The 14,303-nt window shown below is 63.8% G+C and carries 15 protein-coding genes; 10 read left to right on the top strand and 5 right to left on the bottom strand.

From position 1 onward, the window contains the following. Positions 1-341: 341 nt before the first annotated feature. Entirely contained in the window at positions 342-1,241 is a 900-nt protein-coding gene (locus tag C0456_RS02360) for a hypothetical protein (protein ID WP_291047834.1), read from the bottom strand. A 176-nt stretch (positions 1,242-1,417) separates the two neighbouring features. Here C0456_RS02360 and C0456_RS02355 point away from each other — a divergent pair, with 176 nt between their 5' ends. Continuing rightward, on the top strand, positions 1,418-1,903 hold the full coding sequence (locus C0456_RS02355) for an Hsp20 family protein (protein WP_291047833.1): 486 nt from the start codon (positions 1,418-1,420) through the stop codon (positions 1,901-1,903). A gap of 50 nt (positions 1,904-1,953) precedes the next feature. Here C0456_RS02355 and C0456_RS02350 read toward each other — a convergent pair whose 3' ends face one another. After that, entirely contained in the window at positions 1,954-2,979 is a 1,026-nt protein-coding gene (locus C0456_RS02350) for a glutathione S-transferase family protein (protein WP_291047832.1), read from the bottom strand. Positions 2,980-3,109: 130 nt separating this feature from the next. Here C0456_RS02350 and C0456_RS02345 point away from each other — a divergent pair, with 130 nt between their 5' ends. Further along, positions 3,110-4,159, top strand: a complete 1,050-nt coding sequence (locus C0456_RS02345) for a glycosyltransferase (protein ID WP_291047831.1) — start codon at positions 3,110-3,112, stop codon at positions 4,157-4,159. Here the strand turns inward: C0456_RS02345 and C0456_RS02340 are convergent, their stop codons facing one another. The 3 genes from C0456_RS02340 to C0456_RS02330 all read right to left on the bottom strand — a co-directional run bounded on the left by C0456_RS02340 (position 4,160) and on the right by C0456_RS02330 (position 6,540). Then, a complete protein-coding gene (locus tag C0456_RS02340; RefSeq protein ID WP_291047829.1) occupies positions 4,160-4,609 on the bottom strand; it encodes a riboflavin biosynthesis protein RibD in 450 nt (149 codons plus the stop codon). Beyond that, positions 4,606-5,319, bottom strand: a complete 714-nt coding sequence (gene gpmA / locus C0456_RS02335) for a 2,3-diphosphoglycerate-dependent phosphoglycerate mutase (protein WP_291047828.1) — start codon at positions 5,317-5,319, stop codon at positions 4,606-4,608. Before gpmA ends, C0456_RS02340 begins: the two co-directional genes overlap by 4 nt. Before the next feature lie 78 nt (positions 5,320-5,397). After that, complete coding sequence (locus tag C0456_RS02330) at positions 5,398-6,540, bottom strand: AGE family epimerase/isomerase (RefSeq protein ID WP_291047826.1); 1,143 nt, start codon at positions 6,538-6,540, stop codon at positions 5,398-5,400. A 116-nt stretch (positions 6,541-6,656) separates the two neighbouring features. Here C0456_RS02330 and C0456_RS02325 point away from each other — a divergent pair, with 116 nt between their 5' ends. From C0456_RS02325 to rimM, 8 genes are all read left to right on the top strand, one after another. Continuing rightward, positions 6,657-7,235 (top strand): hypothetical protein, encoded by a 579-nt coding sequence (locus tag C0456_RS02325; RefSeq protein ID WP_291047824.1) that lies wholly within the window; start codon positions 6,657-6,659, stop codon positions 7,233-7,235. 133 nt (positions 7,236-7,368) lie between these two features. Further along, entirely contained in the window at positions 7,369-9,537 is a 2,169-nt protein-coding gene (locus C0456_RS02320; protein ID WP_291047822.1) for a prolyl oligopeptidase family serine peptidase, read from the top strand. Positions 9,538-9,654: 117 nt separating this feature from the next. Beyond that, the gene (locus tag C0456_RS02315) at positions 9,655-10,251 is read left to right on the top strand and encodes a GNAT family protein (protein ID WP_291047820.1); all 597 of its coding nucleotides are present in this window, start codon (positions 9,655-9,657) and stop codon (positions 10,249-10,251) included. A gap of 174 nt (positions 10,252-10,425) precedes the next feature. Next, on the top strand, positions 10,426-11,910 hold the full coding sequence (ffh, locus tag C0456_RS02310; protein WP_291047818.1) for a signal recognition particle protein: 1,485 nt from the start codon (positions 10,426-10,428) through the stop codon (positions 11,908-11,910). After that, positions 11,907-12,218: a chorismate mutase gene (locus C0456_RS02305; RefSeq protein ID WP_291047816.1), complete on the top strand. Its 312-nt coding sequence runs from the start codon at positions 11,907-11,909 to the stop codon at positions 12,216-12,218. Before ffh ends, C0456_RS02305 begins: the two co-directional genes overlap by 4 nt. Positions 12,219-12,253: 35 nt before the next feature. Next, positions 12,254-12,655 carry a 30S ribosomal protein S16 gene (rpsP, locus tag C0456_RS02300; RefSeq protein ID WP_291047814.1) on the top strand — a complete coding sequence of 134 codons (402 nt, stop codon included), beginning with the start codon at positions 12,254-12,256 and terminating at the stop codon, positions 12,653-12,655. A gap of 158 nt (positions 12,656-12,813) precedes the next feature. After that, a complete protein-coding gene (locus tag C0456_RS02295) occupies positions 12,814-13,680 on the top strand; it encodes a beta/gamma crystallin-related protein (protein ID WP_291047813.1) in 867 nt (288 codons plus the stop codon). Between the two features lie 10 nt (positions 13,681-13,690). Continuing rightward, positions 13,691-14,233, top strand: coding sequence for a ribosome maturation factor RimM (gene rimM / locus C0456_RS02290; RefSeq protein WP_291047812.1), 543 nt, complete (start codon positions 13,691-13,693; stop codon positions 14,231-14,233). The last annotated feature ends 70 nt before the right edge of the window (positions 14,234-14,303 follow it).

The raw sequence follows: 14,303 nt of genomic DNA, 5'->3' as shown, positions 1-14,303 counted from the left end.
GGGCGATTCGGCGGCAACTCATAGGAGCGGATTCGCAACCCTGAGTCGATTCCCCATGTTCACGTTTTATTCTGTTTAGCATGCCAGCACTTAAAGCGCTTCACCATCTGAATATGCGATACCGGCCGCACCATCCGCCTATCCGCAAGGCGCTTGCCTTCCACCCCATCCGGTTCAAACTTTCGATCGTCGTTATATCCAAATGCAGTTGAAGCCCCGTTGGAGTTTTTGCCCTCCTCGTTGGAGTTTCCGTTGGAGTTTTTTCCGGGCGCTTGTCCCCCAAAAGGAAAGCCCGCCGCGGGGGTCCGGGCGGGCTTTGGGTTGGGGAAGGGAAGTGGCCCTTAGTCCGGCTTGCGGAATTTAAGGGTCATCCGGTCGCTCTCGCCGATGGCCTTGTATTTCTCCGGGTCAAAGCCCTCGATGGTCACCCCGTCGCGGCCGGCGGTGGCGCTGTTGGGCGGCAGGGTCCACACGCCGAAGGGGTGGTCGGCGGTGTCGGCCGGGTTGGCGTTGATTTCGCTCGCTTCCACGAATTCAAAACCGGCGGCGGTGGCGAGGCCCTTCACGAAGTCCTCGTGAACATAGCCGCTGGAGGCGGTCGGGTCCTGCATCGCGGTCGAGGGCAGGCGGTGTTCCACCACGCCCAGGGTGCCGCCGGGCTTCAGCGCGGCATAGGCGTCGGTGAAGAATTTCTCGGTATAGCCGCCCGCCATCCAGTTATGGATGTTGCGGAAGGTCAGCACGGCATCGGCCGTGCCGGCCTCGGTCAGCGGGCCGGAGGTGGCAGAAAACGCTGAATATTCAATGGTTCCGAAGCGCGGATCGGCATAGGCGTTCTTGAATTCGGCCAGGCGCTCCTCCATCCGGGCGCGGCGCTCAGGATCTTCCACCGAGGCCGTGTCAAAGCCGGCCGCCACCAGCGTGCCGCCGCCCGAGGCCAGCCAGGGCGCCAGGATATTGGTGTACCAGCCCCCGCCCGGCCAGATCTCGACCACCTTGTCATCTGCCTCGATGCCGAAGAATTCCAGCGTCTCCACCGGGTGGCGCCACTGGTCACGCGCCTTTTCCTCGGCCGAGCGCAGGTCGGAATTGACGATATCGGCCAGGCTCACGGCCGGGGCGGCCTCGCTTGTGGCGGTCTCGGCGCCGGCGCCGTCTGCGGGCGCTTCTGCCGGCGGCGCTGCCTGAGAGCAGGCGGCCAGCATCGCCGCAGAAGCGGCCATCAGCATCAGTTTTTTCATCAAACGTCTCCATCCCAGGGGTCTTGATACCCCTCCTACGCTACCCACATAGGGCTTGTCACGGTGCCGCAGAGCGGGCCGGGGCCGGAAGAAGTGCCAGCGCCACGTCAACGGGCTGGGGTCTCGCTTCCCCTCCGAAAAACTCCAACCACAGTTGCTTTTGAGAGGACTGTTAAATGAGCAATATCGATCTCACCCCCCTGTATCGCACCATGGTCGGCTTTGACCGTCTCGCCGGCATGATTGATCAGGCCTCCCGCCTCGACGGGACGCAGGGCTATCCCCCTTATAATATCGAGAAAGTAGACGAAAACGCCTTCGCCATCGAGATCGCCGTCGCCGGGTTTACCGAGGCTGACCTCGAAATCGAAACCAAGGAAGGCCTGCTCACGGTCGCCGGCAAGAAAGGCGAAACCGAAGATGGCAATGGCCGCAATTTCCTCCATCGCGGCATCGCCCAGCGCAGCTTCATCCGCCGCTTCCAGCTGGCCGATCACGTTCTCGTGACCGGGGCAAGTCTTGAGCATGGCGTGCTGCGCATCGACCTCATCCGGGAGATCCCGGAAGAGAAGAAAGCGCGCAAGATCGAAATCGGGACCGGTGTCCCCGCCAAGGGTCCGAAACTGATCGGCAAGAAGTCCGCCACAGACAACGCAGCTTAAATCAGCTTACAGCGTTTGCCGTGAGGCGACGGAACGAAGGCCCTCGCAGCTCAGGCTGCGGGGGTTTTTTCCTTGGCGCGCGGCTCGGCAAAAAACGCCGCCGCTCCGGCTTCGGCCAGGAAGGCATCCAGGCCCTCGGCCTCCTTGGCGCTGCGCACGCGGTCGCGCAGTTTCTGGAAAGAGCGGCCGGCATAATTCTGCGTCGCCTGCTCGAATACGCCGCCTTCCAGCGTCACCGAAAACCGCCTGGCCTGACGCCCGGCGCTCGCCGCATTGGCGTTTGCCCAGGGCAGATAGGCGCGCGCCACATCTTCCTCGAACAGCGCCAGCAGCGTGGGCTTCAGCGCGTCCAGCTCGGCAAACGGCCCGCCCGCCTTGGGGTCCGCCATATTCTCGCACCAGGCCACCACGAAAGGCGCCCGGTCGTTCAGCCAGGCAGCGGGGGTCGGATCGGTCAGCATCTGCTGAAACTGCGCGGCCAGCGCAAAGTCAGCCGCAGAAGGGCGCCCGCCCAGCAGGAACAGATGCTCCTTCAGATGGTCGTTCAGGCGCAGCGCAAAGCGGCGATAGGAGGCTTCCAGCGCGCCGGCATTCTGGGCTTCGGCCCCCACCAGCGGCAGGCGCGCCAGCATCCGCTCGGCAATCTGCTTGGCCGGGGTCTTGTAGGCGCGCGGGCGCTTGCCGCCATTGAGCTGCACCAGCACGCGGATGGAGGCCGCGTCCCGGTCAGGCATCTGGCCCCAGCGCTGCTGGAACATCGCCTTGTTCAGCCATTCGTCCGCATAATCCTCAAGGATCAGCGACAGAAGTGCCAGCGCGCTGTCTTCCGGCTGGATCGCGGGTTCCGGATGGGCCTTGTCGAGGATCGACAGGATCTGCGTGGAATCCTGGTTCACCTTGCCTTCCGGCGAGACCAGCAGCGGCACGGTGGGTGTCCTGGCCAGCTCGCGGAATTCGGCTTCATTGGCGCTGCAGCGCGCGACCCATTCAAAGTCGAGCCCCTTGTAACGCAACGCCGCGCGCACCTTGAAAGAGTAGGGCGACGTGTCAGCGCCAAAGAGTCTGTAGCCAGCCATCAGAAAAATCTCTCGGGAAACATGGGGTCTCTCTAGGCAGTTCATTTCCCGCTGCCAAGCATAGTTTGCCGCAATCGCTGTTCCCCGGTATGCGCTGTTGCAACAGGAATACGGTTCCGGGAGACGAAAAATGCGGGTGATGCATGTCATGGCGGGCGCAGCTGAAGGCGGCGCAGAGAACATCATGCTGGAATCGGTGCTGGCCCTTGCCGAGGCCGGATACACCCAGCATGTCGTGACACGCCCGGACAATCAGTTCCGCATCGGCAAGTTCAAGGAGGCCGGCATCGGCGTCGATACCGCCAGTTTCAACAATGCCTGGCCCTTCCCCACGCGCAGCGTTCTTGGCCGGGCCATCAAGGCGTTCAAGCCGGATGTGATCGAATACTGGATGGGCCGTGCCGGCCAGTTCGCGCCCAAGGCTTACCGCAACCGCTCGGTTGCCTGGTATGGCGGCTATTACAAGCTGGCCCGCTTCACCCATTGCGAATGGCATGTCGGCCTCACCATCGACCTTCTGCGCCATATCTGCGAGCAGGGCGTGCCGGAAGATCGCTCGGGGATCATTCATACGTATGCGGATTTCACTGGCTCCGCGCCCGCAGACCGCGCCGCCCTCAACACACCGGCAGATGCGCCCGTGGCCCTCGCCCTGGCCCGCCTGCATGAGAAGAAGGGGCTCGACACGCTGCTCGACGCCACTGCCAAGGTGCCCGGGCTCTATGTGTGGATCGCGGGGGAGGGGCCGCTGGAAGCAGACCTCAAAGCCCATTGCACACGCCTTGGCCTGGATGACCGGGTGCGTTTCCTCGGCTGGCGGAATGATCGCGGCGCGCTGCTGGAAGCCTGCGATGTGGTGGCCTTCCCTTCGCGCTATGAACCCTTCGGCACGGTGACGGTGGATGCCTGGGCCGCTTCGCGCCCGCTGGTGGCCGCTGATGCGGTTGGCCCGGCGGCTTATGTCAAAGACGGTATCAATGGCCTCCTCATTCCGAAGAATGATGTGGATGCCCTCGCCAATGCGCTGACCCGCGTGATCACCGACAAGGCCCTTGCCGCCCGGCTGGTTGAAGGTGGCCGCGCCAGCTATGAGGCGCAGTTCAACAAGGCCGCCTTCCAGCGTGATTCGGCTGCTTTCTATGAGCGCGTGCGCGCCCATGCCGGGCCGTTCGCCGGCTGATCAGTGTTCCTGAGACGCCGCGAAGAACCAGCGGTAAAGCCGCGCGGCGGCGTGTTTTCCAAGGCCGGTTTCCACGCGCACGCCGCCTTCGCGGAGGATCGCCAGCCCGTCCCGCGCGGTGGGGTGGGGGTCTTCGATGGCGACCACCACGCGCGCAATCCCCGCATCCACAAGCTTGCGTGAGCAGGAAGCCGCCCCGCTGGAGCGCTCCCGGCAGGGTTCCAGCGTTACATAGGCCGTGCCGCCTTTGGCTTTCCCGGCGGCCTCTTCCAGCGCGATCTCTTCGGCATGGGGCCGCCCGCCGGTGCCGGTGACGCCCGCGCCAACGATATGCCCGGCCGGGTCCACCAGTATGCAGCCCACGGAAGGGTTCTTGCCCGTAAGCCCCTGATTGAGACGGGCAAGCTGAAAGGCCCGCCCCATCATCCGCCGGTCACGCCGCTTGCTCATGGCAGCGGCGGCAGCGGTTGGGCCCGGCTTTCGTCGAGATAGCGTACGGAAATTGGCTTGAGATTGGCATCCAGCTCGATCAACAGCGGATTGCCGGTTGGAATCTCGATGCCGGTGATCTGGTCATCCGGCACCTGGAAGAGATGCTTCACCAACGCGCGCAGCGAATTGCCATGCGCGGCGATCAGCGTGTCCTTACCCGCCATCAGCTCAGGCGCGATGCGCTGTTCCCAATAGGGCAGCACGCGTTCCAGCGTCGTCTTCAGGCTTTCCGTGTTCGGAATGTCGATGCCGTAATAGCGCGGATCCGGGGTGAGATCATGCGGGCTGCCGATTTCCAGCGGTGGGGGCGGAATGTCATAGCTGCGGCGCCAGACGTGAACCTGATCCTCGCCATGCTTGGCAGCCGTCTCTGCCTTGTCGAGGCCGGTGAGGCCGCCATAATGGCGCTCGTTGAGGTGCCAGTCTTTCTCAATGGGCAGCCACACGCGCTTCATTTCGGTGAGGGCGAGCCAAAGCGTGCGGATGGCGCGCGTCTGGACGCTGGTGAAGCCGGCGCGGAAATCGGCGTCGAGCGCGGCCAGCATCTGGCCGGCCTTGCGGGCCTCGGCTTCGCCCTTTTCCGTCAGGTCTGCGTCCCACCAGCCGGTGAAGCGGTTTTCAAGGTTCCAGGCAGACTGGCCGTGCCGGATCAGGACGAGCTTGGTCATGACGTTCCTCAATTTCTGGGCAGCCAGGCTCAAGGCTGCCGGGTTTTGCCGCTCTCTTTCCTGCAAATCTGCCGAATATCAAGCGCCCATCACGCGGATCAGCTCTGCAAAGGCGAGCACCACATGATAGCCGGTAGAGGCGGGCATGCTGGAAGAGAGGATCGCGCCATCGGCGCCAAAATGATCAATCCAGCCGCCGTCTTCGGTGAGATATTCGTCCATCAGGATGTCAAAGCTGCGGCAGGCGGCCGCCGCGTAGCGCTCGTCCCGCCGGGACTCCAGCATGGCAAGGTGGGCCTTGAGGGCTTCAGTCTGCGGCCAGGTGCGGCGGGAGGCGTCCACCGGCGCGCCACCGCGCGCGGCTGACTGGATGGCGCGCCCATCCACATCCAGCGTCGTCAGCGCATAGGCGTAAAGCCGCTCGGCCGCTGGCGAAACCGGTTCTCCGCGCGCCCGGGCATAGGCGTGCAGCAGCCATACCCACTCAAACTGATGGCCCGGTTCAACGACCCGGCTGGGTTCGCCTGGCAGGGGGCTCCAGTCGGGCGCGAAGAATTCGCCGAGCAGTCCCCGCTCTCCGGCCGTGAACTTCGTTTCGAAAAGAGCAAACAGCGCTTCGGCCCGCTCCATATGCCCGCCGCCCGGCTGAAGGGCGTGCAGCGACAGGCAGGCTTCCAGCAGGTGCATGTGCGGGTTCTGCTGGCGTTGGGCAGGGGAGGGCAGGGTCTCGGCATAGCCACCATTCACGCTGTCGCGCGCTTCCCGCTCCAGACTGGCAAGGATACCCTGGGCGGCGGCCAGGGCCGGCTCGGCAGGGCCGGGGCCGCGGGCTGCTTCTGCCAGCGCAAATAGGGCGAAGGCAGTGTCATAAAGATCGAAGGCCGGGTCGGTCAGCTGGCCGGTGGCACAGGAAAGCACACGCCCCGGCAGCCCCTGTGCATTGAGGGCCGGGCCGGCGAGTGTTGCCACGCCGGCATTCACCAGGCGGGCGGCCGTGTCGCGCTTCCAGCCCATTCTCCAGGCTTCGGAAAACATATAGGTCTGCCGGGCCTGCACGCGCACGCGGGTGATGTCGGCAGGCACTTCATCCATCGACATGGTCAGCGCTTCGGGAAACAGGCCGGCTTCATTCACGCCGTGATCCGCCCAAAGCGGGAAGCAGCTGTCAAACAGCCAGCTTCTGGCCTCACGGGCCCGCCTCTGAAGCGCTGATACAGACATAAGGTGTTGCCTTCCCCCCGGACTAACGCTGCAATTGGCTCGCCAATATCTGCGTCCACCTGCTAACAGGAGCCTGACAGATTGGCCAGCGCCCGACAGGCAATGCAGGAGCGCCGATGCGCGACAAGTTTTTCTTCCCGCTCGCGGCTCTGCTGACCGTGATGATGATTTTCCTGGCAATCCAGCCGGGCATTGGCCGCCTGCCGACGGGCGCCGTAGCGGGAGATGGCGTGGACTATTCGCGCATCGTGATTGACGACACCTATCTCAACAAGATCGTACAGGGCACCGAGGCCAGCGCCCAGCTGATCCGGGACAAGGGCACCTATTTCCTCTATATCGAGGCGGCTGCAGACGAGTTGATCGCTGCCCCGGAACTCAACCCGCATTTCCGGATCGCGGCCGATGTCGAGATGCAGTTTGCCGGGCGCCGCATTCGCGTTACCGCCCGTGTGCGCCCTGCAGACGCCAGGGGCGCCAGCCAGGTCGAGATGAATTATTCAGCTGGCCGGGCAGGGGATTCGGGCTGGCAGACGCTGGATCTGGGGCAGGGCTTCACAGAGGTAAGCTTCGAATATGATGTGCCCCCACTTCAGGGTGAGCAGGGGGTCGACTACATCGCCATCCGCCCGGCGGCGCCTGAAGGTTCGCGCGCCATCATTCTGGAAAGCATCGTGCTGGAACGCCTGCCCTGAGCTGGCGTCATGCGGCGGGGAAGCCGGTTGCACAGCTTTCGCTCCGCCGGTATCAAACCTTATCTTTTGAGAGGGTCCGGGGGCATTCATATGCCCAGGCTGCCGGCCCATATATTCAGAAATAGGAGAATTCATGCGCACCGTATTCGTGTCGCTGAGCGCCTTGCTTCTTGCCGCCTGTGCTTCAGGCCCCCAATCGGAGACGAATTTGACCGCTGACACTTCCCCCGCCGCTGTTCCCTTTGATGAAGCCTCCCATCTCTGGCTGGAAGAGGTTGAGGGCGCAGACGCGCTTGCCTGGGTAACAGCGCAGAACGAGCGGACGCTGGCCGAGCTTCAGGCCGATCCGCGCTATGCCGGTTTTGAGGCCGAGGCACTCGAAGTGCTCAACTCGTCCGAGCGCATTCCCTATGGCAGCGTGCGCGACGGCTATGTCTATAATTTCTGGCAGGACGAAAAGAACGTTCGCGGCCTCTGGCGCCGCACGCCGCTGGCCAGCTACGCCACCGAAACGCCCGTCTGGGAAACGATTGTCGATTTCGACAAGCTGTCGGCCGATGAAGGCGCCAACTGGGTCTACAAGGGTGCCAACTGCCTGCGCCCGGCGCCGGGCGGCGAATGGCGCTGCCTGGTCTCGCTGTCAGACGGCGGCAAGGATGCCGTGATCAACCGCGAATTCAACCTCGCCACAAAGCAGTTCGTTGAAGGTGGCTTCGTCACCGCCGAAGCCAAGCAGGGGATCGCCTGGGCGGGCCCCGATACGCTGCTGATCGCCACGGACTGGGGCGAAGGCACGCTGACGGAATCGGGCTACCCCTCCATCGTCAAGCGCTGGCAACGCGGCACACCGGTGGAAGAGGCGGTCGAGCTTTTCCGCGGCAAGGAAACCGATGTCGGCGTCTGGCCGATGACGATGAAACTGGAAGATGGCCGCGTCCTGCAGGGCGCGGTGCAGGCGGAAACCTTCTTTACCCAGAAATATTTCTGGTTCCCGGAAGGGGAGACCGAGCCTGTCCGCTGGCCGCTGCCCCTGAAAGCCACGCCCAATGGCATCTATAAGGGCCAGTTCCTCTTCACCATCGAGCAGGACTGGACGCCCGAAGGCCAGGATGCCTTCAAGGCCGGCGACCTGCTTTCCTTCGACCTTGCCGCGTTCCTGGAAACCCGCACGCTGCCGCCGGTAACCCTCGCTTTCCGCCCGTCGGAAACCCAGGCCGTCAACGGTGTCGCCATCGCCAAGGGCGCGGCGCTCCTCTCCATCAGCGATAATGTCGTGGGCAAGGTGCTGCGTATCGAGCCGTCCGTAGGCGGATGGACCACATCTCCGGTGGAACTCCCCGGCACAGGCCAGGTCGGCATCGCCTTTGCCGATGAGGATGAAACCGCCGTCTTCCTCAATTATGAAGACTTCCTCACCCCCAGCTCACTGCTGACCTATGATGTCGGCTCCGGCGCCGTTACCCCGCTGAAATCCCTCCCGGCCAAGTTCGATGCCACCGGCCTCAAGGTGGAACAGTTCTTCGCCACCTCGAAAGATGGCACCCGCGTGCCTTATTTCATCATCCACCGCGAAGACATGACCCTCGATGGCACGACGCCCACGCTGCTTTACGGCTATGGCGGTTTCCAGGTGTCGATGACACCCGGCTACAGCCCGGTCAGCGGCCGTCTCTGGCTGGAAGAGGGCGGGGCGTATGTCCTCGCCAACATCCGCGGCGGCGGCGAATTCGGCCCCAACTGGCACCAGGCGGGCCTCAAACAGAACCGTCAGCGCATCTATGACGATTTCATCGCCGTGGGCGAAGATCTCATTGAACGGAAGATCACCAGCCCCGAACATCTCGGCATTATGGGCGGCTCCAATGGCGGCCTCTTGATGGGCGTGATGCTCAACCAGCGCCCGGATCTCTGGAATGCTGTCGTCGTTCAGGTGCCGCTGCTCGACATGCTGCGCTACCATCTCCTGCTGGCGGGCGCCTCCTGGGTCGATGAATATGGCTCGCCCGAAGTGCCCGAAGAGCGCGCCTTCCTCGAAACCATCTCGCCCTACCAGAACTTCGATGCGGCAAAGCCCTATCCCACGCCCTTCTTCGTCACCTCGACGAAGGACGACCGCGTCCATCCCGGCCATGCCCGCAAGATGGCCAAGCGCTTTGAGGAGGCAGGCCTGCCCTTCTATTATTTCGAGAACATGGATGGCGGCCACGCCGCCGCCGCTGACCAGACCGCCCGGGCCAAGCGCTCGGCGCTGGAATATACCTATCTGACCCGTCAGCTTTTCCCGAAGGCGGCGGCTGACTAATCCCAGCAGGGCGCAGGCCCTCCGCCGGCAGACTTTCGAGGGCGGGCCGGTCATTCCGGCCCGTTTCTTCTTGGCTTTCTTTTGCCGCCGCATCCCGATTGTGGCATACTCCCTGCCATGAAGCTCGATGCGCCCGGACTTGTGGTGGCAAACGTGCGCCTGGATCGTGTGAGCGAGGCGCACCGGGAAATTCTTGCGGCTTCCGGCGCCATCGAGGCCATGTGGAACTGGATGCCGCTGATGGATACCGGCACCAGCTTCAACGCCTATTTCGACCAGACCCTGCAGGACGCCCGCGATGGCCGGATGGTGCCCTTTGCGGTCAAACGCACCACCGATGGCGCCTTTGCCGGGGTGGTGGCCTATATGAATATTGCCCGGCTGCACCGGCGCCTGCGCATCGGATACCGCTGGCATCCCCCCGAAATGCGCGGCGGCCTCGTCTCGGCGGCCACCTCCCTGGCCCTGATCCAGCGGGCCCGCGATTGCCGCTTCCAGCGCATCGAATTCCTGGTGAATGTCGCCAACAAGGAGGCCATCGCGGCGGTGGAACGTTTCGGCGCGGCCCGCGAAGGCACGCTGCGCCACTATATGCGCACGGCCAACGGCCTCTGGGCCGATGTGGCGGCCTTCTCCCTGATCGGCCCGGAAATAGACCGCACGATCGCCAGCCTCCGCCAGCATGTGGAGGCCCTGGAGGCCGCCAAAGCTTGACCTGTGGATTGCGGCGTGCTTTAGGCCGCCCAAATTCCGCGCAGTTCATAAGCGCGCCCTGACCGGCACAAGTTCCTATATGACAGGAACGGGAGGCCAGCGGGGCCCCCGCCCGGCGAAGTTTCGCTCAGCGGGGCTTTTGTCTATTGCGCGCAGAATGAGGAGTAACGCGGTATGTTCGATGCACTGAGCGAACGCCTTGGCAGTATTTTCGACGGTCTCACCGGCCGTGGCGCGCTGTCCGACAAGGACGTCAGCGAAGCCCTGCGCGAAATCCGCGTTGCCCTCCTTGAGGCCGATGTGGCCCTGCCCGTCGTCAAGGAATTCGTCGAGAAGGTCAAAACCCGCGCCGTTGGCGAAGAGGTCATCCGCTCGGTGAAACCCGGCCAGCAGGTCATCAAGATCGTCTATGATGCCCTCGTTGAAATGCTCGGCGCCGATGAGGAGGAAAACCACCTCCGCGTTGATACGCCCCCGGCGGTCGTGATGATGGCGGGCCTTCAGGGCTCGGGTAAAACCACCACCACCGGCAAGATCGCCAAACGCCTGGCCGATCGCGGCAAGAAGAAAGTCCTCCTCGCCTCGCTCGACGTGCGCCGTCCGGCGGCCATGGAACAGCTGGCGATCCTGGCGGGGCAAGCGGGTGAGACCGTCAGCTCCCTGCCGATCATCCCCGGCCAGCTTCCGGCAGACATCGCCCGCCGCGCCCTGCAGGCGGCCAAGATCGGCGGCTATGATGTCCTGATCCTCGATACTGCCGGCCGCACCTCGATTGACGAGCAGATGATGGCTGAGGCGGCAGAGATCGCCGCCATCGCGAACCCCTCCGAAGTCCTCCTGGTGGCAGATGCGCTCACCGGTCAGGACGCGGTGGAAACCGCCCGCCGCTTCCATGAACGCCTGCCGCTGACCGGCCTTGTCCTGACACGGATGGACGGCGATGGCCGCGGCGGCGCCGCGCTCTCCATGCGCGCGGTCACCGGCCTGCCGATCAAATTCCTCGGCGTTGGCGAAAAACTCGATGGCCTCGATGCTTTCGATGCCAAGCGCGTTGCCGGCCGTATCCTCGGTCAGGGCGATATCGTCAGCCTCGTCGAAAAGGCCGCCGAACATTACGACGCCGAGAAGGCCGAGCGTATGGCGGCCAAGCTCAAGAAGGGCGAGTTTGACCTGGAAGACCTCGCCGACCAGCTGCGCCAGATGCAGCGCATGGGCGGGCTTGGCGGCATCATGGGCATGATGCCCGGCGTGCGCAAAGCCAAGGAAGCCATGGCCAACGCGAACGTTGATGACCGTATCCTGAAACGTCAGGAGGCGATCATTTATTCGATGACGCGCGAGGAGCGCCGCAAGCCGGCCATCCTAAACGCCTCCCGCCGCAAGCGCATTGCCGCCGGCGCCGGGGTTGAGGTGTCGGACGTCAACAAGCTGCTGAAGATGCATCTTCAGATGGCCACCATGATGAAGAAGATGCGCACCAAGGGCGGCATGAAAAACCTGCTCGGCATGGCGCAGCAGGCGGGTATTTCCCAGTCTGATCTGGCGAAAATGGGCGGCGGCGCGCTGCCCCCCGGCGGTCTGCCCGGCCTCAGCGGCAACGGCCTGCCGGGCCTGCCCGGTGGCCTTCCCGGTCTTCCTGGAGGGAACAAGAAGAAATGACCAACCCTGATCAGGCCCTCGCCCAGTTCCAGCTTGGCCAGCTGCGCGCGTCCATCGACAATCTGGACTCGATCCTCATCCATACGCTCGCCGAGCGCTTCAAGCTGACCCAGCAGGTCGGCAAGCTGAAGGCGCTGTACAATATGCCGCCTGCGGACAAATCCCGCGAGGCCCAGCAGATTGAACGTCTGCGCCATCTGGCCAAGGAGTCCGGGCTTGATCCGGCCTTTGCCGAAAAATTCCTCAATTTCATCGTGGCGGAAGTCATCCGCCATCATGAACAGATCCGCGGCCAAGAGGCCGAATAAGAAACCCCGAGAGACAAGACTTACAGGAGATCCCCATGTCACTCAAAATCCGGCTCGCCCGTGGCGGCTCGAAAAAACGCCCCTTCTATTCTATCGTCGTTGCTGACGCCCGCGCCCCGCGGGACGGCCGCTTCATCGAGAAGATCGGCACCTATGATCCGCGTATCGCAAAAGACTCTCCGGACCGCGTGAAGGTCGATGCTGAAAAAGCCGCCGACTGGATCAAGAAAGGCGCCCAGCCGACTGACCGCGTCGCCCGCTTCCTCTCGAAAGTCGAAGTCGACGGCAAGCCGGTCGCCAAATGGACCGCTGGCAACAACCCGAAGAAAGCCGAGCCGGGCAAGAAAGCCCAGGAGCGCGCCAAAGAGCGCGCCGAGAAAGCCGCTGCCCGCGCTGCGGCCGCCGAGGCCCCTGCCGAGGAAGCCAGCGAAGGCTAAGCTCCCGGCCTCTGCCATCTCCTGAAACGGCCGGCGTCCCTTCGGGGCGCCGGTCTTTTCTTTTCTGCCCCGGCTGAACGCAGGCCAACGCCGGCTGCACGGACTGTTCAGATCATCCGTGCCAAAGCTGGCCCTGAAGATCAAAAGGAGCCTGGCTCATGTCCACGTCCGCCCTGTCCCGCCTGCTTCTGGCCGCCGGCCTTGCCGCCGCTGCGATCAGCCCTGTTGCCCTCGCCCAGCGGGGCGGCGGCGGGCGCCCGGATACACCGTCCGGCCCGCCCGGCATCACGCTCTATTCGGATACGAACCTGCGCGGCAATGCGGTGGAACTCACCGGCGACCAGCCCAACTTCAACACCATCCACTTCAACGACCAGGCTCGCAGCATCGAGGTGCGCGGCGGCGTCTGGATGGTCTGCGCCGATGGCAACTATAAGGGCCGCTGCGAATATATCGACCGCACCGTGCGCAATCTCGGGGAGATCGGTCTCTCCGGCGCCATCTCCTCGGCCAAGCGCCTGCCTTATGACAAAGGCCCGCGCAGCTATGACATCGCCCTCTTCGCTGACGGGAATTATGGCGGCGCCTTTGTCGGCTTTGACGAAGGCGTGGCAGACCTCTCCCAATACCGGTTCAATGACGCGGCCAGCTCCATCATGATCAACCGGGGCACCTGGCTCGTCTGTGAGCATGCCGATTATCGCGGCCAGTGCGAACTGCTTGAGGCGTCCACCGGAAATCTCGCCAGCCTCGGCCTCAACGACAAGATCACCTCCTTCCGCCGCTATGATGTGCGCCGCGAAGGCCCGTGGCGCCGTCCCATCCCGCCGGTCACCGGCCCGGTGCAGGATACGCGCGGCGGTTTCCGGGGCGAGCAGACGGTGTTCTTCCCCACGCCGACCACCAATGGCCGCCGCATCAATGACGGCTCGGGCGCTGCCACCCGCTTCTGCCAGAGCATGGGCTTCTATGAAGCGGTCTATAAAGCACCTGGCCCCGTTCTCTCCGACGTCGTTTGCCGCTAACAAGCGCGCCATGAGCGCAAAAGCAAAGACTGACAGACTTATTCCCATGGGCGTCCTGAAGGGCGCCCATGGTGTTCGCGGTGAGGTGCGGGTGAAGAGTTTCACCGCCGACCCGGACGCCCTCTTCACCTATGGCCCTCTGATGGACGAGGCCGGCAAGGTGCTCGTGACGCCCCTTTCCGCCCGCCCCGGCAAGGATCATTTCATCGTCCGCCCGAAGGAAAACCTCCAGAAGGAAGAATGGGACGCGCTGCGCGGCTGCCTCGTTCATGTCTCCCGCGACCAGCTGCCGGAAGCCGATGATGACGAGTTCTACTTCGAAGACCTGATCGGCATGCCCGTCTATACTGTCGGGGACACGCCGGAAGGCCGTGTCCGCGCGGTGCAGAATTTCGGCTCGGATGATCTCCTCGAGATCGAGATCCCCGGCGCTCAGGCCACCGTATACGTACCGTTCACCCGGGCCGATGTGCCGGTGATCGACATGGCCGCCCGCCGCATCGTCATCCCCGAACTCGCCCTCTGGGCCAATCCGGATGACGAGGACGCCTGACAGGCGAGCTGCACAAAAATTGCAGTTTGTTGCGGGCCATTCAGGTCGCCCATGTCATTCTGAGGGCGTA

It is taken from the genome of Hyphomonas sp., from assembly GCF_013823385.1.
In the GTDB taxonomy this organism is placed as follows: domain Bacteria; phylum Pseudomonadota; class Alphaproteobacteria; order Caulobacterales; family Hyphomonadaceae; genus Hyphomonas.
Note: the sequence above shows the minus strand (reverse complement) of the source record. Positions and strands in the feature narration are given on the sequence as shown.